The sequence below is a fragment of the Pseudodesulfovibrio sp. zrk46 genome (assembly GCF_012516435.1).
GTDB lineage: Bacteria > Desulfobacterota > Desulfovibrionia > Desulfovibrionales > Desulfovibrionaceae > Pseudodesulfovibrio.
Window position 1 is genome coordinate 2,155,489 of the sequence record NZ_CP051216.1, and the last position, 24,400, is coordinate 2,179,888.

The window sequence follows — 24,400 nt, forward strand, 5'->3', positions numbered from 1 at the left end:
TAAGCCCTTTAATAAATCAAAGCAAACTGATCTGGCAGTAACATGTTTGCAGATCTCAAATTGATTATTAAAGCCGCCCCATGCTCAAAGCATGGGGCGGCTTCATTCTACTAAACCGCGCCGTAAGGCGCATATGGGATTCCAAAGGCCCTCGGCCTTTGGTCGGGTGCAGGGCAGGCAGCCCTGCTTGTTTAATCTTAATCCCGCCGAAGGCGGTTCGATCTGTCTTTCTCTTCCCTTAGCCAGCGACCAGTTCCTTGATTTTGGCGATGGCGTTGGGGATGCCGGAGGCATCGGAACCGCCTGCGCGGGCGAGGTCGGGACGACCGCCGCCTCCGCCGCCTACTTCACCGGCTACGGGCTTGATGAGATCGCCGGCCTTGAAACGGTCGTGCAGATCTTTGGTGACGGCGAGGGCAACGGAAACCTTGCCGTCGTCGTGACCGGCCACGAGGCAGATGATGCCGGAATCAACCTTGGAGCGGAGGGCGTCCATCTGCTTGAGCATCACACCCATGTTGGGGGCTTCGAGCTCGGCGGCGAGGACTTTCACGCCGTTGATCTCTTCCATCTCGGACATCATGTCGCGACCTGCGCCGGAGGCGAGCTTCTCCTGAAGACCCTGCATCTGCTTGGCCATGTCCTTGACCTGCTGCTGGAGGTCCTTGACCTTCTTGGAAAGCTCTTCGGGACGGGCCTTGAGCATGGCTCCGGCCTCGGCAACGGCTTCGCGGCGCTCGTTGTAGTAAGCGATGGCGTTGCCACCGGTGGCGGCTTCGATGCGGCGGATACCTGCGGCAACACCAGCTTCACTGGTGATGATGAAGGAACCGGCAACACCGGTGTTATCGAGGTGGGTGCCGCCACAGAATTCCATGGACACGCCGGGCACTTCGATGACGGAGACAGTGTCGCCGTACTTTTCGCCGAAGAGGGCGGTTGCACCCTTGGCCTGGGCGGCCTCGATGGTCATGACTTCGCGCTCTACCGGGAGAGCGTCGAGAATATTCTGGTTTACGATGGCCTCGACTTCAGCAAGCTCCTCGGGGGAGAGACCCTTGATGTGGGTAAAGTCAAAACGGAGACGATCCGGGCCAACGAGGGAGCCGGCCTGCTTTGCGTGGTCGCCGAGTACCTTCTGGAGGGCGGCGTGCAGCAGGTGGGTCACGGTGTGGTTACGCATGGTGGCGAGGCGCTGGCCGCGATCCACATTCAGGAATGCGGGTTCGCCGGTCTTCATGGTGCCTTCTGCCACAGTGATCTTGTGGGCGGTCAGCTCCTTGGAGGGCTTGACCGTGTCGATGACAGTGGCGCGGCCGCCGGAAGCAGCGATCTCGCCGGTGTCACCCATCTGACCGCCGGACTCGCCGTAGAACGGAGTCACTTCGGACACGAGCCAGCCAGTCACGCCTTCCTCAAGGGTGGGCACGACGTTGCCGTCGATATCCATGAGGTGGGTGATAGGGGCCTGCTCGATCATGTTGTCGTAACCGGTAAAAGTGGAGGTGACGCCGTCTTCCAGCAGAGTCTGGAAGGTGGAAGCAACGTCTTTTTCGCCGGAGCCTTTCCAGGCTGCCTTGGAGCGGTCTTTCTGCTCCTGCATCAGCGCTTCGAAGGCGGGCTCATCAACGTCGATGCCGTCCTTTTCTGCGATGTCGCGGACGATGTCGATGGGGAAACCGTAAGTGTCGTAGAGACGGAAAGTGGTTTCGCCCGGTACGACCTTGGCACCCTGCTTCTTGAGTTCGGCCAGTTCGGCCTCAAGCATCTCAAGACCCTTGTCGAGAGTCTTGGCAAAGCCTTCTTCCTCGCCGCGAACAACCTCGACCATGAAGTCCTTGGTCTCTTTCAGTTCGGTGTAGTGATCGCCCATGTCTTCGACAACCTTGGAAGCGGTCTTCCAGAGGAAGGAGCCTTCGAGACCCATGAGCTTGCCGAAGCGGTAGGCGCGACGGATCAGGCGGCGCAGGATGTAGCCGCGACCTTCATTGGAAGGCAGGACCTGATCTGGGATCAGGAAGGCGATGGCGCGGGAATGGTCAGCGATGACCTGCAGCGCAGTGTCGATCTCTTCGTTCTCGCGGTATTTCACGCCAGCCATGTCTGCGGTGTACTGGATGATGGACTGGAACAGGTCGGTCTCGTAGTTGGAGGCCACGCCCTGACAGACGGCGGCGATGCGCTCGAGGCCCATGCCGGTATCGATGGAGGGGCGGGGCAGATCTGTGCGGGTGCCGTCCTCGGCCTGGTCGTACTGCATGAACACGAGGTTCCAGATTTCCAGGTAACGGTCACAGTCGCACTTGCCGATGCCGCAATCCGGGCCGCAGCCAACGTGCTCGCCCTGGTCGAAGTGGACTTCGGAGCAGGGGCCGCAGGGGCCGGTGTCACCCATGGACCAGAAGTTGTCCTTCTCGCCCAGCTTGTAGATGCGGTCCTCAGGAATGTTGCAGAGCTTCTTCCAGAGTTCGCCAGCTTCATCGTCATCTTTATAAATAGTAATGTAGAGACGCTCCTTGTCGAGCTTCAGCTCTTCGGTCAGGAACTCCCAGCAGAACTTGATGGCGTCTTCCTTGAAGTAGTCACCAAAGGAGAAGTTGCCGAGCATCTCGAAAAAGGTGTGGTGACGCGCGGTGCGGCCCACGTTCTCCAGATCGTTGTGCTTGCCGCCAACGCGGAGGCACTTCTGGGAAGTGGTGGCGCGGTTGTAGTCGCGCTTTTCCTGGCCGAGGAACAGCTTCTTGAACTGAACCATACCGGCGTTGGTGAACATCAGGGTCGGGTCATCCTTGGGAATCAGCGGAGCGGACTCCTCGATGTAGTGACCGTTGCGTTCAAAGTACTTAAGGAACCTTTCACGGATTTCAGCAGCATTCATGGTTTAAATCTCTCCAAATAAAAAAATCTCCAGACAAAAGCGCCTCGGGACAGGACCCGAGGCGCTATATCCGGGCTGTAAACAATATCTATTCGCCAGCGTCACCGGCTTCAGCATCCGGGTCTTCGCGGAAGCCCAGGTGCATCATTAGTTTTTCTTCGACGGCGTTGGCGATGTCCGGGTTTTCCTGCAGCAGGGCGCGGACGTTCTCCTTACCCTGGCCGAGCTTCTCGGAGCCAAAGGAGAACCAGGAGCCGGACTTGTCGATGATGCCGTGCTCAACGCCCATGTCGATGAGCTCGCCCATGCGGGATATGCCCTGTCCGTAGAGAACGTCGACAATGGCCTCGCGGAAAGGCGGAGCGACCTTGTTCTTGACGATCTTGACGCGGGCGCGGATACCGAAGGATTCATCCTTGTCCTTGAGGGTCTGGATGCGGCGGATGTCCAGTCGGCAGGAGGCGTAGAACTTGAGCGCGTTACCACCGGAAGTGGTCTCGGGGTTGCCGTAGCCGGTCATGCCGATCTTCATGCGGATCTGGTTGATGAAGATAACAACACAGTTGGACTTGTGGATGGTACCAGTCAGCTTGCGCAGGGCGTGCGACATGAGGCGCGCCTGTCCACCCACCTGGGTCTCACCCATCTGGCCTTCGAGCTCGGCCTGCGGGATGAGCGCGGCAACGGAGTCGATGACCACAACGTCCATGGCACCGGAGCGGACCAGCAGGTCGGCGATTTCCAGTGCCTGCTCGCCGTAGTCGGGCTGGGAGATGAGCAGTTCGTCGGTTTTGACGCCAAGACGTTTGGCGTAGCCGGGATCAAGGGCGTGCTCGGCATCCACGAAGGCCGCGTTGCCGCCAGCTTTCTGCGCCTCTGCCACGATGTGCAGGGCCAGAGTGGTTTTACCCGAGGATTCCGGGCCGTAAATTTCTATGACACGTCCACGCGGCACACCGCCGATGCCAAGAGCCATATCAAGGCCGATGGAACCAGTGGGGATGAACGGGATGGAATGGGACGCTTCGTCGTCGAGACGCATGATGGACCCTTTACCGAACTTGCGTTCGATAGTGGTCAGAGCGGTTCCGAGAGCTTCCTTACGCAGAACTTCGGGGTCGACGGCCTTTCGTGCCATGGGATTCTCCTTACAGGATTACAGACGCAACAATTAAAGCAACACGTCTATCTAACAGATAGAGGCACGGCGGGCAACAGGCATCTAAGCGGGTGGAATGGGCTAAAACGAGGGAGTGCTAGTCGGCTGGTTTACCAATGGATACAGTCGTTTCAGGCATCTCAAGGGCCTTTTGGTCATTGATGAATTGAGCTAACTTGCGATCAAAGGTGAGGATATGATTAAGAAGCCATGAACGGAGGAAAGCGAGGACGACTGCAGGCTCTGGAATTTGCTGTTCATACATGTCCCGTTGGAACTGCTTGACGTCGTTCTTGAGCTTGCGATGCTGCGCATGATGCTCTCCTCGTTCGGGATAGCGGACCTCAGTCATCAGAGCTTCTTCTGAATTGAAGTGGAAAACCGTATACTCTCTGAGTTGCTTGATAGCGCTATCCACCATATTTCTGTCAGGCGGGCCTTCTACGGTCTCAAGTAGAAGGTTGGCTATTTTGATGAGTTCCTTGTGCTGATCGTCAATTTCGTTGACGCCGACACTGAGTTCTTTGTTCCACTGAATCTTGGGCATGGCTCCTCCTATTACTGGAAAAGTAGCATATATAACTCGTACGGTTCAAGCAGGATCGACTTGACGAATGTCAAAGCCATTTGTGCTGGAATCCGGTATTACTTGCCCTTCACGCCAAACTCCAATAAGGGACGCCTCATGACCAACACGGCTAATAATCAATACGACGCACTCGCGCTTTTGTCCGGCGGCCTGGATTCCATCCTCGCCATGCGGACCATAATGGATCAGGGGCTGAAGGTTCTCGGCCTGCACTTTGTCACACCTTTTTTCGGCAACCCGGAAAAGATTCCTTTCTGGAAAAAGCACTACGGCATCGATGTGATCGAGGTGGATATTCGCCAGAAGTACATCGACATGATGCTCGACGGCCCTTCTCAGGGTTACGGCAAGTGGCTTAACCCTTGTATCGACTGTAAAATCACCATGCTTAGCCACGCTGTGGATATGCTGCCCGAATACGGCGCCAAGTTCCTCATCTCTGGTGAAGTGGTGGGCCAGCGCCCCATGAGCCAGCGTGAAGACGCACTGAATCTCATCACCAAGCGGGCTGATGTTCGCAAGGTGTTGCTGCGCCCCCTGTGTGCCAAGAAGCAGCCCATCACCCCTATGGAAGAGTCCGGACTGGTGGACCGCGAACAGCTTCATGATTGGTACGGTCGAGGCCGCAAAGAGCAGATGAAGAAGGCCAAGGAGTATGGCTTCACCGAGATTCCCACCCCGGCAGGCGGTTGCTGTCTGACCGAGGCCAACGGTGCTGCCCGTTTCGTCAAGATGCTCAATCATATCGAGCGTCCGTCCGTCAGCGATTTCACCCTTGCCCGTTTCGGTCGCCAGTACTGGGCCGGAACCCACTGGCTGACTTTTGGTCGCAAGGCAGACGACAACGAACGCATCGCAGCCTGCATAGAGCCGACCGATTACGTGCTCAAGACGCAGGGCTTTCCCGGACCGCTCGGCGTTTGCCGCCCGGTGGACGGAGATTGGGATTCCGAAGCCGTTGCCGATGCCGCTGCGCTGGTGGCTTCCTATTCCACCAAGGCTCGCAAGCATTCCGAGGAGACCGGCGAACCGGTCAAGATTCGCGTGCAGCGCGGCAAAACCACCGAGGAGATCGAGGTGATCCCCACCCGTGACAACAAACTGCCTTGGGCCGAGCCCAAGCCGGACATTGTCAAGGCGTGGAAAAAAGACCGTCTCGACAACCAGTAATCATTGCCGGGACAATGTTCCTGACATACAAGGTTTTACATGACCGTTGATATCATCACTTTTCTCGCTGCTGCGCTGCTCCTTTGGTTCGGCGCCAATTGGATTGTCGCCTCTGCTGCGCTCATCGCCCGCAAGTTCAATGTTTCCGAACTTGTCATCGGCTTGACTATCGTGGCTTTGGGGACATCTGCACCTGAATTCCTCGTCACCATCAATGCAGCCATGCGCGGCCACAACGACATCTCTTTGTCCAATGTGGTCGGTTCCAATATCTTCAATCTTGGCTTTATCCTTGGGCTCATGGCCATGATCAAGCCGCTGGTTTCCAATAAGACCATCGTGTACCGCGACGGTCTGCTGCTGTTCCTGACCACCGCAGGTATCCTGCTGGTGTCCATGACCGGCGAGTTGGGTCACGTCTTCGGTGGCGTGCTCATGCTGATGCTCATTTCCTATCTCGTCTATCTCGGCATGAAGCGCGAGAACGTGGGCGATGAAGAGCTGGAAGAGTTGGAAGGTCAGGAGGCCAACTGGAAGCATGGATTTGTTTTGGTGGCGGGCTTTGCCGCCATCTCCGCTGGTGGGCATCTGATGGTTTCCGCTGCGACGTCTATCGCAACCGCTCTCGGCGTGTCTTCGTGGGTCATCGGTGTGACCATTGTTGCCGCGGGTACCAGCCTGCCCGAGCTCGTCACTTGTCTGGCCGCGTCAATCAAAGGCAAAAACGAGATGCTGCTTGGTAACCTGATCGGGTCCGACTTCTTCAACTTTGCCGGGGTGCTGGGGCTGACTTGTTTGCTCAAGCCGTTGCCGGTTTCCGACGAGGCCTCCTCTGGTCTCTACGTGCTTGTCGGCATGGTCGGGTTGGTGTTGATTTTGTTGCGTACGGGCTGGCGTGTTTCCCGTTGGGAAGGCGCGTTGCTCGTTGGCATCAACCTTATTCGATGGGTTCGAGATTTCTCCGCCTAGAACGAGATGATGTAATGAATATTAAAAGGGCCGTTCCTGAGGGAACGGCCCTTTTTTTGAAGAAGTTTAAGGTGGTCGCCTTCGGCTCCGATTTCTTGGAGCATTGCTGCCGGGTGGCGTCCTTCGCGGACGGCGGTTCGTTTTTGGCTAGGCCCCAAAAAGGAACCAAAAAGCTCCTTTTCTAGCTTGGCCGCCTCGTGAGCTGTCGCTAAGAATCTGATCCAAATAGAATGCCTTGATGAGCGCTTAGCGAACTAGTTCGCTGTGGAAAGGCTGTTGTATTCGGCGGCATTCGATTTGGTCAGCTTCTAAGGCTTAGGCTCAAGGGCTGGTGAAGGTCTTCGTTTGTTGGAATAATATGAAGCCCATATAGCCTGAGGCTGTCGTACACCATCGAGCGTCAGCGAGCGACAAAGAGTTTGGGAGGGTGTCGGGAACCCTTTGCAAAGGGTTCCTGACCCGTCGGAGACGCACGCCCGGCGAGGGCCCGTCGGAGGCATCTTAAATCAAGTCTTTGTAATCCATTGCTGCGGTGGTGACGGACTTGAGCGAGAAGTTCAGCTCCAGTCGGTCCAGATTCACCTCGTCCAGAACGACTTCCACGGCCTGACCGAGCATGAAGGACTTGCCGGTGCGCTCGCCCACGAGCATCTCTCGGTGCTTCCAGTAGGTGTAGTAATCGTCGTCGAGGGTGGAGAGCCGCACCATGCCTTCGGCCATGAGCTCGCGAAGTTCCACGTAGAAACCGTAGTCCGTGATGTGCGAAATGACACCGCCGAAGGTGCCGCCCACCTTATCCTTCATGAACATGGCCATGACGCGCTTGAATATCTCGCGCTCGGCATCCATGGCTGCGCGTTCGCGGCTGCAAAGCTGACCTGCGATGTTGTTCAGCTTCTTCATGCCGGGAATGTGCGGGACCGGGCCGTCCTTGTCCTCCATGGCGAGGGCCGTCTTGACGAGGCGGTGCACCACGAGGTCGGCGTAGCGACGGATGGGCGAGGTGAAGTGACAATACTCAATGGATGCGAGGCCGAAGTGGCCCTCGTTTTCCGGTGAGTATTTGGCCTGCTTCATGGAGCGGAGCAGCATCCGGTTGACGATGTATTCCTTGTCCGTACCCTTTTGCGAGGCGATGAGCCGCTGGATTGCGAGGGGCGTCATCTCCTTGGGCATGAGGATGTCCTTGTCGGTCTGGGCAAGGAGCCGGAACAGACTCTTGAGTTTTTCCTCGTCTGCCGGGGGGTGGATGCGGAACATGCAGGGCAGGTCCTTCTCGATGAGGAAGTGCGCCACGGCCTCGTTGGCCGCGATCATGAATTCCTCGATGAGCTGATGCCCGAAATGGCGCTCCTTGGGCCGGATGTCCGTGGTCTCACCCTGAACATCGAAGAGGATTTCGGGTTCCGGCAGATCAAAGTCGAGCGAGCCGCGTTCCTTACGCAGCTTGTTGATCTTGCGGGCCAGTTCTTCAGAGAGTTCCAGCATGGGCAGAACGTGGGAAATCTTGGCGCGAGCCTCCTCGTCCTTGTCGAGGACCGCCTTCTTTACCTGTCCGTATGTCAGACGGGCGTGGCTCTCGATGACGGCTGGGAACATCTTGGCAGCTCGGGTGATGCCCTGGTTGTCCATGTCCATGCGGGCCACCATGACGAGGCGCTTTACATGCGGGTTCAGGGAGCAAAGGCCGTTGGACAACCGCTCCGGGAACATGGGCTCGACAGACTGTGGGAAGTAGTAGGAGTTGCCGCGCTCCAAGGCTTCGCGATCGAGGGGGGACCCCTCAGGTACGTAGTGGGAAACGTCGGCAATGGCCACCCAGAGGCGGTACCCCTTGGGCATGCGCTCCACGAGGATGGCGTCATCAAAGTCCTTGGCCGTAGCCCCGTCGATGGTGACGAAGGGCATCTTGGTCAGGTCCTTGCGGTTCTTGAGATCCTTGGCCGCAGGCTCGGTGGGCAGGGCTTCTGCCTGATTCATGGAGCCGGACGGGAAGCGGAGGCGGATGTTGTGGTTGGATTTGACCAGTGCTTCCTGCACGGAAATATCGGCTTCGGGCCCGAGGTAGGCCGTGATCTCGCCTTCCCACATGGTGGGATCGATCTTGTCGCCGGGGACGCACAGGGCAATGTCACCACGCTTGAGCTCAATTGACTCATCTTTCAGTTCGCAGATGATGCCAAAGGCGAGGCGCGGGTCAGTGGGACGGCAGAGCCAGTCGCCGCCGCGCATCTGCTTGTAGACCTTGACGGGCAGCGTCTTGCGGCCTCGTTCAAGGATGCGGACGATTCGGCCTTCGTTGTTGCGCTGGCCTTTGTTCTCGCTGATGACCGCGGCTATGACCTTGTCGCCATGCCACGCTTCACCGATATCTCGCTGGTTGATGAAAATGTCTTTGCGTCGGCTGTCCTCGGGGATCACGAAGCCAAAGCCGCCGCGCTGGATTTCCAGACGGCCGGTGACGCAGTGCATGGCGTCGGCTAGCCCGTAGCCGCGGCGAATGCGAATAAGCTTACCCTGCTCAACCAAGTCGGCGAGCAGGTCCTTGACCATACGCTTGTCCTTCTTCTTGAGCTTGAGCTGTCGGATGACTTCGGCCCGGGAGAGTGGGCGCTTGACCTGCTTGAAGAGTTTGAGCAGGCCTGATGTGGACAGGGGGGGAGTGGACGGACGCGGTTGTTTACGTGTCTTCTTTACCATCGGTATCCTCGGCCAGGGCGTAATGTGGATCATAGCCCGGCACATGTTTGTCTATAATGTCGAATTGTCTGGTCCACCACGTATTGAATCGGGAATTCCGGCCGATTGATGACGGCCCGAATTCCACGCGCAGGTCGAATTCCCAGAACTGGTCGGTGCACATGGGGCCGAGCTTAACGGCATCCTTGGGTGTGCACAGGATCGCTTTGCAGCCGAGCTTTGCAGCCGTGGCGTGCATATCCATGACGTCGTTCTTGGAATAGGCGTGGTGGTCGCGGAAAATCATGTGGTGTTGCGGCTTGTAGCCGATAAAATGGGTGGCGGTGCGCTCCACGAGTTTGGGGTCGCCAACGCCGGTGACCAGAAGGTATCGCTCCTGATCAAAGTCCACTGCCGGTTCGCCGGAGAGGACATTGCGTACGCCTGTGGGCAGCACCTGGAAGCTGAATAGCGGCTTGTGCAGGTGGCCGAGCAGTTCACGATAGAACGGCAGTACGCGTTGGAAATTTTTGGGGCCGACCTTCATCATGAAGGCATCGGCTCGTTTCAAGGCGGAAACGGGTTCGCGCCATGAGCCGGCGGGAATCACGTTCTTCCACTGAGAGGAAAGATCTTCGGGCCTGAGCAGTACCAGGTTGAGGTGCCGCTTCACGGCCATGTGTTGGAAGCCGTCGTCCAGCACCACCAGCTCGGGGTTGAACTGCTTCATGCCCATGCGACCGCCGCGTGTGCGGACCGGGTCTACGATGACATGCGCCTTGGGGTGCTGGGTGGCCAGCATCAGGGGCTCGTCGCCCGCTTCTTCAGCAAGCGCCCCGGGCTGCACATAGTAGGGGTAGGAGACGGGCTTGGCCTTGTAGCCGCGTGTCAGAAGCATGGCTTCCATGTTGCGGTTGGCGGCCCAGTCCAGCAGCCAGCCTGCTATAGGGGTTTTGCCGGAACCGCCCCAGCCTATATTGCCCACGGAAACAGTCACCGCTTCCGGTTCCCAGGAGGGAAGGAAGCCGCGCTTGTAGAATTGTTCGCGAACGCGCATGGCGCCGGCATAGACCCATGAAGCGGGTTTGAGAATGGGGGCGAGAACTTTTTGTAGGGCGGTAACGTCTGCCATAGAGGGTAAAAAGGGAGGCCTTGCGGCCTCCCCGTGTGTTTTGAGTTAGTCGCGGCTGCCCATAAGCCTGAGCAGCATGATGAACAGGTTGATGAAGTCGAGGTACAGCGTCAGCGCGCCCATGATGGTGCCGCGTCGAATCGCTGCTGCGTCGCCTTCGGGAACCATCTCGCCCATGGTCTTCAGCTTCTGGGTGTCGTAAGCAGTCAGGCCCAGGAAGATGATGACGCCGATGACGGAGATGGCGAAGGACATGGCAGAGCTGGCCATGAAGATGTTCACCACGGAAGCGAGGACCAGCCCGATGAGGCCCATGAAGAGCAGGCTGCCCCAGCTGGTGAGATCCTTTTTGGTCACCATGCCGTAGATGGACATGGCGCCGAACATGCCTGCGGTGATCACAAACGTGGAAGCGATGGATTCCGCGGTGTAGAAGGCAAGGATCGGGGCCAGTGTCAGGCCGTTCATGGCGCTGTAGAGCATGAACAGTCCGGTTGCCGTGCTGGCGTTCATGGTGCTGATGCGTGCGCCGAGGTAGAATACGATGCCGATTTCAGCGAACATCAGAATCCAGACGACACTGGAAATACCAGCAATCATGTTAGTAGCCGGATCAATGGCAAACACCAGCTGCTGAAGAGCAGGCGTGGTGAGGGTCAGGTAGGCCAGAACAGCGGTCAGGGCAAGGCCTGCGCTCATCCAGCCGTACACGCCGCGCATGAACGCGTTGACCAGTTCCGCTTTGGCCGTACGCTGCATGGTGGGGTATTGATTCATTTCCTTTATCCTCCAAAAGGGGTTGTTTACTTGCAAATGGGCGTAAAAGCCCGTCGTTCAATTAGTTAAGCAGCTTTTTGGTATGTGGCAAGAGAAACCGGAATTTGCACAAGCAAAAGTGCAAAAACGGGGTGAAACTACCCGCGATTGGTCAATTTTTCAGCCTGTTCGATGGGCACAACTGCCATTCCGATGGGGGCAAGCGTAATTGCTGCGATCTTCAGATGCTGCCAGCCCCAGGGAATACCGATGATGGTCACCATGCAGGCAAAGGCCGAAACGATATGACCGATGGCCAGCCAGAATCCGGCGAATACGAACCATATTACATTACCTAAGAATCCAAAGCCCGAGGTGCCAATGTCCTTTTGGCCCGTGAGCACGTCGCGCCTGATCAGCGTGTTGCCGAAGGGCAGGAAGGTGAATTTGGCAATGACAAAGGCAGATCGCGCCCACGGCAGGCCGATGATGGAGATTGCCATGAGGCAGCCAGCCAGGAACCAGCCGAGGGCCATGAATACGCCTCCGAAGAGGAACCAGATTATATTGCCGAGTACAGACAGCATAAATACTCCTGAGTATGAGATTTTTCTTTTCTAAGTCCGTGTTTCGCTTATTGAAGGACGAACGTCAACAGTGTGCAATAAGTGAAATCAGATTGGAAAGCCGCCTGCGGCGAAATCTCCTGACAGTCGGAGGCCGCAGGCCGACATCTCTGCCTCTTCCCTAAAAAAGGGGATTATCAATTGACGAATGAGTATATCAATAGTAAACACTATCTTCATAAAGCAACAATTCATTAACTAAGGCGCAACAATGAGCAACGGATTTGAAGCATTCTTCAAGAGGCTTTGTTCGGAAACGGAAATAAAGAACCAATCGCAACTCGCCCGCATTCTGGATTTGGGACGGGCTGCCGTGTCGCTGGCAAAACGCAAGGACTCGGTCCCGGCCCGGTGGATACTCGATCTGTCCGCACAATATGGGCTGAATCCGCTGTGGCTTGAAAAAGGCAAGGGGCTCCCGCGCCCCGAGGCTGTGGCCACTGCCGGTGATGAAGATGATTATATGGAAGTGCCCAAGGTGCGCGCCCGACTCTGTGCGGGTGGTGGCTCCTTTGAGACAGAAGGGCAGGTGGAAGGCTACTATTCCTTCCGTTCCGACTGGCTGCAGATGCGTGGCAACCCGGTGAACATGGTGCTGATGGAAGTTATCGGTAACTCCATGGAGCCGGAGATCAAGGAAGGGGACATGGTCCTCATTGACGAGTCCCGTACCGATGTCCTGTCCGGCGGTATCTATGCCGTGGGTGTTGAAGACACGGTCATGGTCAAGCGGGTGGAACGGCTGCCAGGTACATTGGTGCTGCGCAGTGATAACGTGGACTATTCGCCCATCCATCTTTCTGGCGACGAACTCAACAATGTTCGTGTCATCGGCAAGGTGCTCTGGGCTTCCCGAGAATATCGTTAAATCAGACTTAAACGCTTTTCGTGCGCCGTAATCCTCTGGGATTGCGGCGCTTTTTTTATTTGGTTCGTCTTGTAGGTGGGTGTTTTGTGATGTTGAACACATCTTGTGTGCTAAAGTGATACTTTTTGTAAATTTATGGTTGACAAAATTAAACAAGGTTGTTTATTAAAGACTCACGTTGGGTGCAATGAAATGAAAACGCGCCGAAAGCGCGATGAACAAGGAGACGAGTTATGCAGGAACGTTTTTGCAAGTGCGGTCACAGGCTGAAGGTTCAGTACACTCTCGACGGTTTCATTCCCTGGGAAGCAGTCATCATGCAAGAAGACGGCATTGCCTCCCCGGTCAAGGTCTGCCCCTGTTGCGGTACTTACTTGAGCATCCATTTCCTGCGCTAGCCGCAGTCTCAAATTTCCTGGACGGGGAGTCCGGCCCCCACCGGAACCTCTATTCCCGTCCAACCCATCCCTGTTGAATGAGTCAGGCTGTCCCCCAACAGCCTGACTCATTTGTTTTTCTCGCCTGAGAGCACCATCTGCTGCGTTGCTGCTGGCATCGCTGTGGGCGGGCCACAGCTTCGCCTTTGCGCCTTGCAGCTGGCGCTCTCAGGCGAGAAAAACAGAAAAAGGGCGTTCCCTTATGGAAACGCCCTTTTTCAATGGAGGGAAAATTGTGATTAGTGTCTGATCTCGTCGGGGCCGGGGAGGTTGACGGATTCGGTGCGGTTTCGTCCGGCTTGTTTGGCGCTGTAGAGGGCTCTGTCGGCGGCGTGGAGCAGGTGTTCCGGGGTGGTGCCGCATGTGGGGATTCCGGAGGCGACGCCGATGGAGACAGTGACATGGCAGTGGACCGAAGAGTTGGGGTGGGAGATGCAGATTTTAGCTAGGTTATCGTGAATGGTGGCGGCCACGGACTGGGCACCCTCGTAGTCAGTGTTGGGGAGTATTACCGCAAATTCCTCGCCGCCGTATCGGGCCACCATATCACCGGGGCGGTGGACCGAGGCGCTGATGGCGTCGGCGACTGAGCAGAGGCAGACGTCGCCGTCAACGTGACCGAGGGAATCGTTGTACGATTTGAAGTGGTCGATATCGATCATGATCAGGCCGAGGGGGTGGTCGTTTCGGCCGTTGCGGACCCATTCCTTGACCAGCGTGTCGTCAAAACAGCGTCGGTTGGCGAGGCCGGTGAGACCGTCCATGTTCGACATGCGCTCCAGTTTGCGGGCCAGCTTTTCCAACTGCCGTTCACGCTTCTGGCGTTTGACCATTTCTTTGCGCAGTTGCAGTGCCGAGCGGATTCGGGCGCGCAGTTCGATTTTGCCCACGGGTTTGACGATGAAGTCCGAGGCCCCGGCAGCAAAGGAACGATCCAATGTGGCTTCCTCGTTGTGCGCGGTGATCATGATGACGGGGATGTCTTCAAATTCATAGCGGGACTTGATGGTCAGGGTGGCTGCGATGCCGTCCGTACCGGGCATACCCACATCCATGAGGATCAGATCAATGGGAAAGCCGGACGCAGCAGATGACTCCAGTTCCACCACAGCTTCTTCAAAACTGTGCGCGATCACTAGTGCCGTATAGCCAATTTGCGCAAGCAATCCGGCAATATGCTTCGATGTCGTCAGACAATCGTCCACTATGAGAATCTTCATAATTTGAATGTTTCTAACAAAAATCTAGACTCTTGACGAGAGTAGAAATGAGGCATGCGAGTGTGCATTTTGTTGCCTAATCGACAAGCTGCTAGGGCAAGCGACTGGAGTTGTTGAAAAAGAGAACTGAATATTTGTCACTGAGGGAGTGATAAATTTTGTTAATCTTTTGCAAAAACAGGCAGGGCATTGTAACGTTACGGGTAGTTATTTTGCTATTGTTACAACCTGAACCTTAATCTGTCTCTCGGAGGCTCGATGAATCGCCTGCAATCTCATATTGTTATCTCTCTGCTCGCCCTCACTCTGCTGCTGTGCGTCCCATACTCCCACGCCGCTACGGTTAAAGGAGCTTCGGTAACTGTCTATAATTCCGGCCGTGCTCTCGTAAAAGAATCGCGGTCCGTGACGCTGCCGCAAGGTATGGCCAGCGTGATATTCAAAGACGTTCCACAGAGTATGGACCCAACCTCTGTCCATGCCTCTGCCAAGGATATGAAGGTGCTGGGCTTGCAATACAGTTACAGCCCCATCACCATCAAAAATCTTCTCGATCGATATATCGGCAAGGAGCTGACCGTTATCCTGCCTGATCCTTCCAATACCGAGGGCCGCATTCTCAAAAAGGCGATCCTTGTCTCCAACGAAGGAAGGCCGATCTTCACTGTGGGTAACGAGGTCTATGTCGGTAACTACGACGCTTTACTCCTGCCCGAAATGCCGGGAGATCTTCAGACTGAACCAACGCTGACCCTGACCACCGACAACGCTCATGCCGGAAAACGCAATGTTGAATTGCGATACCTCATGAGCGGATTGCAGTGGCGCGCTGATTACACCCTCTCTCTCGATAAAACAGGTGAGACGGGCGCCATGGATGTGTGGGCAACTATCAACAACTCCTCAGGTCGTGCTTTCTCCGGCAGCAGTGTGAAGCTGGTGGCGGGCGATGTGAAACAGGAGATGGGCGGGCGCCGGATGTACAAGGCCAACGCCATGGTCATGGAAGCGGCAGCTGCCCCCATGATGGACGCCGCTCCTCCGCAGGAAGAGGAGTTTGCTCAGTTCCATGTCTACTCTGTTCCGCGAAGCGTGAGCCTGCCAGCTTCTGGCACCAGGCAGGTCAGCCTGTTCTCCTCATCCAAAGTGATGCTGGAGCAGGAACTCGTCAGCACATTTCAGGGATACGGCGGTCAGCACAGCGGAAAGATGGCTCAGGATGTGGCCCTGTCCCTCAAGCTGAACAACACCAAGAAGAACGGTCTTGGCCGTCCGCTTCCCGGCGGGCTGGTTCGCGTCTTCATGCCTACTTCGGATAACAGCCTCCTTCTGGCAGGCGAGTCCCGTATCGGTCACGTGGGTGAGGGCGGTGAAGCCCGACTGCCGCTGGGTAATTCTTTTGACGTGACCGTGGAGCGCACCCAGACCGCGTATGCCAAGCTGGGCAAGACCTCCTATGAAGCCTCGTGGCGTATTGAAGTGAAAAACGGCAAGGATAAGCCGCAAATTCTCAAGCTCAAAGAAAGATACTCCGGCCAGTGGAAAGTGGTGAAGGCCGACGCAAAGTACGTTCGCACCGATGCGGGCGGGCTGGAATTCACCCTGACCGTACCGCCGTCCAAGGATGGCAGCCCCACGGTAGTGAACTACACCATTCAAGTTACCCGTTAGGAAAGGAACCATGCCAGCGATCAAGCACACCGAACTCAAGACGTTGAAGGATTTCTATGCCCTCATGGCCGCCACCCGCCAGGTTCGTTACCAGGCTGTAGGCTCGCTGCTTGCGGGCGAGACGGTTCCAGCGGGAACCATAGAGTCATTGGCCAACGCGCTGTCCGCTCTTGAGAATATCCCGGAAGTGGCCGGAAAACGTGTGCTGTCGCTGGATGGCGATCGCACCATCGATCTGGATATGGATTACGAGATCAACGAGGCTCGCAAGGATATCTTCTATCTGGAAGAAGGCGAGGAAACCTTCCTTGATTTCCTCGACGACCTGCATCCCGGCTTTGATGATCATGTTGCTGCCGGCCGCGAGCTTTTGAACGGCCTGGACCTCAACTGCATGATCACTGACCGTGACGGCACCATCAACAATTATTGTGCCCGGTACCTTACTTCCATCCAGTCCATTTACAATTCGGTTTTCCTTTCCCGGTTCGCGATGGAGAAAGTACAGAAACCTGTCATCCTGACGTCTGCACCCCTCGGTGGGCTTATCGAAATATCTGTCAATCCAGAGGGGGAGATCTACTACGCCGCGTCCAAGGGACGTGAATGTCTCGATCTGGAAGGGCGTACACGAAGGTTGCCTATCTCTCCGGAGAAACAGGTCGCCATCGACACCCTCAACGCCCGGCTGTCCGAAATGCTGGCCTCGCCCGAGTATGAGAAGTTTTCTCTCATCGGCTCCGGCCTCCAGTTCAAGTTCGGCCAGTCTACGGTAGCTCGTCAGGATATCGGCAAATCCATTGCCGAGGATGAATCCAAAGCGTTCCTCGAAACCCTGAGCAGCCTTGTGACTGAGCTTGATCCGGATGAACAGAATTTCCGCATCGAAGACACCGGGTTGGACGTGGAGATCATCCTGACCATCGAAACCTCGGGCGACGGGCTCAAGGATTTCGACAAGGGGGATGGTGTCAAATACCTAAACAGTGAATTGGGACTCGACATGTTCCATGGACCGCATCTCATTTGCGGTGACACGGGAAGCGACGTGCCCATGCTTGAAGCCGCATTGGAAATCATGCCCGAAACGCGGGCAATATACGTGACTGAAAACGAGGATCTGGCCAAACGGGTCATGGGACTGACGCCCAATGCCCTCATCGTGCCGGAACCGGACATGCTGGTGACCATCATGGGTACGCTGTAACCCTGATTCGATACGTCAATTTCAACGTCAAGGAGCGATCGTGCCTGCAATTACCCTCAAAGGCGTCATTTTCGATCTAGACGGTGTCATCACCCGTACCGCCAGTGTGCACGCACAGGCGTGGGAAACTGCGTTCAATGAATTCCTCAAGCTTCGCGCCGAGGAGAAGAACGTCCCCTTCGAGCCTTTTGACAGAACCAACGACTACCACAATTACGTGGACGGCAAGCCTCGCTTCGAAGGTGTGCTCAGCTTTTTGAAATCACGTAATGTCCGTCTTCCTCCTGGAACGCCGGACGATCCGCCGAGTCTGGATTCTGTCTGCGGTATTGGTAACCGCAAGAATGAGCTCTATCAGGATATCCTGCGCACCGAAGGGCCGGAGGTCTTCAAGACTTCCGTAAAGCTCATCGAAGAGCTCAAGCGACAGGGCTTCCGCGTTGGCGTGGCCACATCCAGCCGAAACTGTCAGCTCGTTTTGCAACTGGCCGGTCTGGAGAACGTCTTTGAGACGCAGGTGGACGGTGTCTACTCTGCTGAACATGATTTGAAAGGCAAGCCAGAGCCGGATATCTTCGTCACCGCAGCGAAGAACCTCGGCCTCAATCCCGGTGAGTGCATTGTGGTTGAGGACGCCATCTCAGGAGTGCAGGCCGGTCATGCAGGAAACTTCGGAATGACACTCGGCATTGCCCGCAATGTTCAAGGTGAGATGTTGCTGCGCTTTGGCGCGGACATGGTCGTGTCCGATCTGGGAGAATTGACCGTAGAGGACCTTCTGGACTGGTTCGATCTGGGTATGGCCACCGACGAGTGGTACCTGACCTACTCCGGCTTCGATCCTGGTGATGAGAAGCTGCGTGAAACCCTGACCACCGTGGGTAACGGTTATCTCGGTACTCGTGGCGCCTCCGAATGCGAACGCGCCGGATTCAATTTCTACCCCGGTACCTACATCTCAGGTATCTTCAACAAGACGCCGAGCAAGGTGCATGGGCAGGACATCTGGAACAACGATTTCGTCAACTGCCCCAACTGGCTGCCCATTGAGTTCAAGATCGGTAACGGCGACTATGTCAGCCCGTTTGCCATGGAACTCCTCAGCTATAGCCACCGCCTGAACATGCGCGAAGGCGTCATGGAACGTGACATGGTGGTCAAGGATCAGGTGGGACGCATCTCCCGCATCTCATCCCGTCGTATCGCTTCCATGGCCGATCCGCATCTGTGCGCCATCAAGTTTGATCTGACGCCGCTCAACTACTCGGCCAAGATTACGTTCCGCTCTTCGCTGGACGGTAATGTGGAGAATGGCGGCGTTGCCCGTTATTCCGCCCTGAATACGCATCACCTGTGTCGCGTCTCCGGCGGCAAGGCCAATGGTGGCATCTACCTCCACACTGAGACCACCCACTCTCGCTACCAGATTGTCATGGCTGCCAAGAACGTGGTCCTTGAGGACGGGAAGCAGCTGACTCCGGTACGCGAGGTGTATCAGGACAAGGCGTGCGTGGCTGAGGAATTGCAAATCTCGGCACAGGAAAACAACCACTACTCCCTTGAGAAGTTCGTGTATATCCGCACCTCTCTGGACAGCACTCCGGGCGATCTCAAGGAGATGTGTCTGGACAGTCTGGAGAAGGTTCGCACTTTCCAGGGCGTGCACGGTCCCAGCGCCAAGAGCTGGAAGGCCATGTGGCAGAAGGCGGACATCCGCGTCACGGGCGACCGTTTCGTCCAGCGCGTGCTTCGCCTGCACATCTACCACCTGCTGGTCACGGCCAGTCAGCACAACGTCAACCGTGACGCAGGCATGCCTGCCCGCGGCCTGAGCGGCGAGGCGTATCGTGGTCATATCTTCTGGGATGAGCTCTACATCCTGCCGTTCTTTGACGCCGCATTTCCTGAGACTTCCAAGGCGTTGCTCATGTATCGCTACAACCGTCTGGATGCGGCGCGTGAATACGCCAAGCAGAATGGCTACATCGGTGCCATGTATCCGTGGCAGACGGCGGACGATGGCACAGAAGAGACCCAGGAAGTCCACTACAACCCGGAATCCAAGAAGTGGGACCCGGACCTGTCGCGCAACCAGCGCCACGTGTCCATCGCAGTCTTCGTCAATACATGGCGCTACGTCTCATGGACAGGTGACAAGACCTTCCTCAACGACTACGGCGCCGAGATGATGCTCGATGTGGCCCGCTTCTGGGGTGGCATTGCCAACCTTGATGAAGGCACTGGCAAGTATCACATCGCCGGGGTCATGGGGCCGGATGAATTCCACGAAGCCCTGCCCGATAGCGACGAACACGGTGTCCGCGACAATGCCTACACCAACATCATGGTGGTCTGGCTCCTCGAGCGCGCCCTTGAAGTGCTCAATGAACTGCCAGAGGCTGCTCGCGCGGCCGTGGTCGAAAAGATCGGCCTGACTGATGCAGAAGTGGAAAAGTGGCAGGACATGACCACCAAGATGAACGTCGTTTTCACTGAAGAAGGCATCATCAGTCAGTTTGATGGATATATGGGATTGGATGAACTGGACTGGGAAGGCTACCGCAAGCGGTTCTACTCCATCCATCGCATGGACCGTATCCTCAAGGCCGAAGGCGATTCCCCGGATCACTACAAGGTCGCCAAGCAGGCGGATACGCTCATGACATGGTATGTACTTGAGCCCGAAGAAGTGGCTCGCATACTGAATCAGCTCGGATACTCGGTGGATGATCCCATGAAGTTGCTCAAGGATAATTATGACTTCTATGAGCAGCGTACCAGCCATGGTTCGACTCTTTCAAAGGTCGTTCACGCGGTCATCTCCAAGTACATCTATTCCAGTGAAGTCTCATGGGACTGGTTCCTTGAGGCCATGCGTTCAGACATCTATGACACGCAGGGCGGCACGACTATCGAGGGTATCCATACAGGTGTCATGGCCGGTACCCTTGAAGTGGTCAAGCAGGACTTCGCAGGGTTGAACCTGTCCTCAACGCCCATGAGCGTGGCTCCGGATCTGCCTCTCCACTGGGGCGAGATGAAGTTCAGCTTTACGTGGCAGAAGATCTGGTTCGATCTGCATCTCGATCACGACTTTGTGAAGATGACCGCCTATCACAAGGGCGACCGGTCAGTTCCGGTGCGCATCTTCGACAAGGTGTACGAGCTGCAGCCAGGCAAGACGATTCATGTAGATCGCTAGAAACACAACCATTCTGAGAGGAGCACGCAAGTGCTCCTCTTTTTTTTGATCTAAGCGGGTAGACGAGCGCGCCAGTGCTTCTTACAGTGTATGCACTGGGGGAGTGTTTCATGAGTATTCGTAAGTTATTTCATATTCTCTTGCTGGCCATTGCCGTGTGTTACCCGGGCGGACCAATCATTGCCCATGCCGATGAGGTTTTGACCATTGGTGTGGAAGACAAGGATTGGGCGGGGCACTATCAGTGGCAGGACCGTGAACTGAAAGGTCTCGACGCTGACATCATGCGGGCTGTAGCCAAGAATCTTGGGGTGCGCGTCGTTTTCGAACCGTATCCGTGGAAGCGGGTGCTTGAGATGGCCGAGCGGCGGCTGGTTGATGCGGTGTTTGACCTGGCTCCAACAGAACGGCGCAAAGCGTACCTCTATTATCCAGATACGCCCATATCTCTCGAGTCCACCGTGTTCTGGGTGCGCCGTGACAGTCAGTTCTCCTTCTCGGGCAAGCTCGATAAGAGCCTCCGTCTCGGTTTGATGGCGGGAGCAGACTGGTCGGACCGCTTTGCTCATCACGGCAAGCCTGATGTGGTTCGATTCCATAGCTACGACGCTGCGTTTCGAAATCTCGAAGCAGGGCGTATCGACGCCTTTGGCGCGCACCTGGCTCCCACCCGTGAGCAGGCTATCCGTCTTGGCTTTCTGCATAAGATCAAGCCGTCCAAGCCCATGTTGGAGAATTTGACATATTACGTGGCCTTTACGCACCGGGCCGGGAACAAGGATTTGACTCGACGCTTCTCGGAAGAGTTGCAGAAGTTCTTTCGCAGTCCGGAATATGACGCCCTGCTGAGCAAGTACGGCGCATGCGATATGGAGAATCCGCTCGATTATGTTCAGAACGGTTCTCAATAGGTAGTTATAGCGCTGTCGCCATTTTTCCCTTGCCAGTCCTTGACAAGCCGGGTAGTGAGTGACCGCGCGTGCGCGTCTGCGCGCGTATTTCATTTTCAGGAGAAAATAGCATGTCACTGTCCATCGGCATCGTCGGCTTGCCTAACGTCGGCAAGTCTACACTGTTCAACGCCCTGACCAAGGCCCAGAATGCAGAGTCGGCCAACTACGCCTTCTGCACCATCGAACCCAACAAGGCCGTGGTGCCCGTGCCCGACCCGCGTATCGACGTCCTGGCCGATCTGGTCAAGCCGCAGCGCGTTCAGCAGTCCACCGTGGATTTCGTTGATATTGCCGGCCTCGTAGCTGGTGCCAGCAAAGGTGAAGGTCTTGGCAACAAGTTCCTCGCCAACATCCGCGAGACCCAGGCCATCCTGCACGTTGTCCGCTGCTTTGATAACGACGATGTCATTCACGTGGCCAACTCCGTTGACCCCATGCGCGACATCGATGTCATCGAAACCGAGCTGATTCTGGCCGACGTACAGGTGCTGGAGAATCGTCTTGAGCGTATGAAAAAGATGCTCAAGGGCGACAAGACCCTGGCTCCCAAGATCGACGCTACTGAGAAGCTCCTGAACCACATGAACGAAGGGCAGCCCGCTTCCTCCTTCACCGAAGAGCTCAAGGGCCTCAATGAAGTGCTGAACGAACTTCGCCTCATCACTGCCAAGAACGTCATCTACTGCGCCAACGTCGATGAAGAGGGCGTGGCCGAGGACAACGACTACGTCAAGTCTGTCCGCGCACTGGCAGAAGCACGCGGCGCTGAGTTCGTCAAAATTTCTGCTCAGATGGAAGAAGAGCTCATCGGGCTGGAACCGGAAGAGCAGCAGGAATTCCTCGATTCCTACGGCATCGAAGAGTCCGGTCTGCATCAGATCATTCGTACCGGCTTCAAGTCCCTCGGCCTCATCAGCTACTTCACCGCTGGTGTGAAGGAAGTCCGCGCATGGACCATCCATGACGGCGACAAGGCCCCCCAGGCTGCCGGTGTCATTCACACCGATTTCGAGCGTGGCTTCATTCGCGCCGAGATTGTGTCCTACGACGACTACGTCAAGTTTGGCTCCGAATCCAAGTGCCGCTCCGAAGGCGTTCTGCGCGTGGAAGGCAAGGACTATGTCATGAAAGATGGCGACGTGACGCACTTTTTGTTCAACGTCTAGTTGGACTCGATATATATACGAGAAAAGGCGCACCGAGATTACTCGGTGCGCCTTTTCTCTTTTGGAAGAATCGATTCTTACAGAATACGTGCTTCGCCTTCGACGTACACGGCCTCAATGGTGAGATCCGCGATCTCGTTCGGCGCAATTTCGGTGGGATTCTTGGGCAGGACTACCATATCGGCCACTTTGCCGGGTTCAATGGAGCCGCGCATATCTTCCTCGAAGCCGCTGTAAGCCGCATCAATGGTGAACAGACGGATTGCCTCAGTAACGCTCAGTCGTTGCTTCGCGTTGGGATGGAGTACGGCGGACTGAATGCCCACAAGCGGGGAGTAGGGGGTGATGGGACCGTCAGAACCACCACACATCTTAACGCCGCAGTTGAGCATGGTCCGGTAGGGATGGAGCATGCTCATGCGCTCCTTGCCAAACCATGATTCATAGTCATCCCAGTTCATGAGGTGCGGGAAAAATGCCGGCTGCATGGAGGCAATGATACCGGCGCTTCCCATGCGTTTGACTTGATCCTGATTGGGCATTTCGCAGTGCTCGATGCGGTGGCGATGGTCGTCACGCGGGTGGGCGGCGATGGCCTTCTCCATGGCGGAGAGCACCTGCTCGATGGCGCCGTCGGTCTCGCAATGGATGGCGACCTGAAGGCCTGACTTGTGGGACTCCATGATGAAATCGTCCATGGTCTGCTGGGAGAAATTCAAGGTGCCGCAATTGTCGGGCTGGTCTGTGTATGGCTCCAGAAGAGCCGCGGTGTGAGCACTCATGGCGCCGTCCGCGCAGATACAGCCACCGATGCGCGGCAGGCCGAGGCTGATGGTCTCATTGATGTCCATCACCTGATTCCAGATCAAGGTATGGATGGGCAACTCGTGCTGATGCTCCACGGCAATGCGGGTGTCGCCGGGACCGAACTCGCCGCCTTCGAGGCAGTGCAGGCTGGTGATCCCTTGGCGGAGCGCCGCTTCGCAGGCCGCTTTGAAGCTGGCGATTTTTACGTCCACCGGGGTCAGCGCGCTGACCGCAGGAAAGACATGGGAAAGTGCGCCGGGATCACGGACGACTCCCGTGGGTTCACCATTCTCAATATCCATTCCCGGCAGATCGCTGGGCAAGTTCATCAATTCCAGTGCGCGGGAGTTCAGCGCACAGAGATGCCATGACGCGTGTACCAGCATGGCCGGGTGGTCGGGACACACTTCATCCAAATCCGTTTTCAGCGGCAACCGTCCTTCGGCGAGGTGCAGTTCATTCATGGAGTAGCCGAGTACCCACGCGCCTTCGGGAGTGGTGGGGGCGGCTCGCTTGACCATGGTGAGGATGTCTTGAATCGAAGTCGTATTGCGGAGGTCCAGCCCGTTCAGAACCTGCCCGGTCAGCCCGAGGTGCTGATGGGTGTCGATGAACCCGGGCAGCACGGTCTTGCCAACCATATCGTGGACATTCCAGCCGTCTTCAATGAGTGGGGCCACGTCGTCGTATGTTCCCACCGTGGTGATGCGGCCGTTTTCTACGGCCAGAGCCTCAAACCGTGTATCGTTTGCGTCCATTGTCATGCCGTTGGCATTGATCAGGACAAATCTCTCATGCATGTAACAACTCTCTCTCTAGAAAAATATCCGGCAGTTTGTCCCTAAACCCGCTGATTGTCCATAGTTCTCATGTTTCGTTGGAAATCCGATAGCATTAGTCTGAAATTAGAG

Annotated in this window: 18 protein-coding genes; 9 read left to right on the forward strand and 9 right to left on the reverse strand. The window is 56.3% G+C overall.

Features of this window, described 5'->3' with window-relative positions; genetic code table 11:
• Positions 1 to 238 precede the first annotated feature (238 nt).
• The 3 genes from alaS to HFN16_RS09795 all read right to left on the reverse strand — a co-directional run bounded on the left by alaS (position 239) and on the right by HFN16_RS09795 (position 4,584).
• Positions 239 to 2,878: an alanine--tRNA ligase gene (gene alaS / locus HFN16_RS09785; protein WP_168890576.1), complete on the reverse strand. Its 2,640-nt coding sequence runs from the start codon at positions 2,876 to 2,878 to the stop codon at positions 239 to 241.
• An 88-nt stretch (positions 2,879 to 2,966) separates the two neighbouring features.
• Positions 2,967 to 4,016: a recombinase RecA gene (gene recA / locus HFN16_RS09790; protein WP_168890577.1), complete on the reverse strand. Its 1,050-nt coding sequence runs from the start codon at positions 4,014 to 4,016 to the stop codon at positions 2,967 to 2,969.
• A gap of 118 nt (positions 4,017 to 4,134) precedes the next feature.
• On the reverse strand, positions 4,135 to 4,584 hold the full coding sequence (locus HFN16_RS09795; protein ID WP_168890578.1) for a bacteriohemerythrin: 450 nt from the start codon (positions 4,582 to 4,584) through the stop codon (positions 4,135 to 4,137).
• A 60-nt stretch (positions 4,585 to 4,644) separates the two neighbouring features.
• Here HFN16_RS09795 and HFN16_RS09800 point away from each other — a divergent pair, with 60 nt between their 5' ends.
• Positions 4,645 to 5,796 carry a tRNA(5-methylaminomethyl-2-thiouridylate) methyltransferase gene (locus tag HFN16_RS09800; RefSeq protein ID WP_348771044.1) on the forward strand — a complete coding sequence of 384 codons (1,152 nt, stop codon included), beginning with the start codon at positions 4,645 to 4,647 and terminating at the stop codon, positions 5,794 to 5,796.
• A gap of 39 nt (positions 5,797 to 5,835) precedes the next feature.
• The gene (locus tag HFN16_RS09805) at positions 5,836 to 6,765 is read left to right on the forward strand and encodes a calcium/sodium antiporter (RefSeq protein ID WP_168890579.1); all 930 of its coding nucleotides are present in this window, start codon (positions 5,836 to 5,838) and stop codon (positions 6,763 to 6,765) included.
• Positions 6,766 to 7,266: 501 nt separating this feature from the next.
• Here the strand turns inward: HFN16_RS09805 and rnr are convergent.
• The 4 genes from rnr to HFN16_RS09825 form a co-directional block, all read right to left on the reverse strand.
• Complete coding sequence (gene rnr / locus HFN16_RS09810; protein ID WP_168890580.1) at positions 7,267 to 9,465, reverse strand: ribonuclease R; 2,199 nt, start codon at positions 9,463 to 9,465, stop codon at positions 7,267 to 7,269.
• Entirely contained in the window at positions 9,446 to 10,576 is a 1,131-nt protein-coding gene (gene lpxK, locus HFN16_RS09815) for a tetraacyldisaccharide 4'-kinase (RefSeq protein ID WP_168890581.1), read from the reverse strand. Before lpxK ends, rnr begins: the two co-directional genes overlap by 20 nt.
• A gap of 45 nt (positions 10,577 to 10,621) precedes the next feature.
• The gene (locus HFN16_RS09820; protein WP_168890582.1) at positions 10,622 to 11,353 is read right to left on the reverse strand and encodes a Bax inhibitor-1/YccA family protein; all 732 of its coding nucleotides are present in this window, start codon (positions 11,351 to 11,353) and stop codon (positions 10,622 to 10,624) included.
• Between the two features lie 137 nt (positions 11,354 to 11,490).
• Entirely contained in the window at positions 11,491 to 11,919 is a 429-nt protein-coding gene (locus HFN16_RS09825; protein ID WP_168890583.1) for a YccF domain-containing protein, read from the reverse strand.
• 250 nt (positions 11,920 to 12,169) lie between these two features.
• Between HFN16_RS09825 and HFN16_RS09830 the strand changes: the two genes are divergently transcribed.
• Together HFN16_RS09830 and HFN16_RS09835 are read left to right on the forward strand one after the other, a co-directional pair.
• Positions 12,170 to 12,826: a helix-turn-helix transcriptional regulator gene (locus HFN16_RS09830; RefSeq protein WP_168890584.1), complete on the forward strand. Its 657-nt coding sequence runs from the start codon at positions 12,170 to 12,172 to the stop codon at positions 12,824 to 12,826.
• A gap of 233 nt (positions 12,827 to 13,059) precedes the next feature.
• The gene (locus tag HFN16_RS09835; RefSeq protein ID WP_168890585.1) at positions 13,060 to 13,224 is read left to right on the forward strand and encodes a hypothetical protein; all 165 of its coding nucleotides are present in this window, start codon (positions 13,060 to 13,062) and stop codon (positions 13,222 to 13,224) included.
• A gap of 278 nt (positions 13,225 to 13,502) precedes the next feature.
• Here HFN16_RS09835 and HFN16_RS09840 read toward each other — a convergent pair whose 3' ends face one another.
• Positions 13,503 to 14,483 (reverse strand): diguanylate cyclase, encoded by a 981-nt coding sequence (locus HFN16_RS09840; protein WP_168890586.1) that lies wholly within the window; start codon positions 14,481 to 14,483, stop codon positions 13,503 to 13,505.
• Between the two features lie 258 nt (positions 14,484 to 14,741).
• Between HFN16_RS09840 and HFN16_RS09845 the strand changes: the two genes are divergently transcribed.
• From HFN16_RS09845 to ychF, 5 genes are all read left to right on the forward strand, one after another.
• Positions 14,742 to 16,154, forward strand: a complete 1,413-nt coding sequence (locus HFN16_RS09845; protein WP_168890587.1) for a DUF4139 domain-containing protein — start codon at positions 14,742 to 14,744, stop codon at positions 16,152 to 16,154.
• Between the two features lie 10 nt (positions 16,155 to 16,164).
• Positions 16,165 to 17,361, forward strand: a complete 1,197-nt coding sequence (locus tag HFN16_RS09850) for a trehalose 6-phosphate synthase (protein WP_168890588.1) — start codon at positions 16,165 to 16,167, stop codon at positions 17,359 to 17,361.
• A 40-nt stretch (positions 17,362 to 17,401) separates the two neighbouring features.
• Positions 17,402 to 20,563 carry a beta-phosphoglucomutase family hydrolase gene (locus HFN16_RS09855; RefSeq protein WP_168890589.1) on the forward strand — a complete coding sequence of 1,054 codons (3,162 nt, stop codon included), beginning with the start codon at positions 17,402 to 17,404 and terminating at the stop codon, positions 20,561 to 20,563.
• A gap of 110 nt (positions 20,564 to 20,673) precedes the next feature.
• Positions 20,674 to 21,474, forward strand: coding sequence for a transporter substrate-binding domain-containing protein (locus tag HFN16_RS09860; RefSeq protein ID WP_168890590.1), 801 nt, complete (start codon positions 20,674 to 20,676; stop codon positions 21,472 to 21,474).
• Positions 21,475 to 21,584: 110 nt separating this feature from the next.
• Complete coding sequence (gene ychF, locus HFN16_RS09865) at positions 21,585 to 22,682, forward strand: redox-regulated ATPase YchF (protein WP_168890591.1); 1,098 nt, start codon at positions 21,585 to 21,587, stop codon at positions 22,680 to 22,682.
• 77 nt (positions 22,683 to 22,759) lie between these two features.
• On the opposite strand, the gene HFN16_RS09870 is transcribed toward ychF, so the two are convergent.
• Positions 22,760 to 24,289, reverse strand: coding sequence for an amidohydrolase (locus tag HFN16_RS09870; protein WP_168890592.1), 1,530 nt, complete (start codon positions 24,287 to 24,289; stop codon positions 22,760 to 22,762).
• Between the last annotated feature and the right edge of the window lie 111 nt (positions 24,290 to 24,400).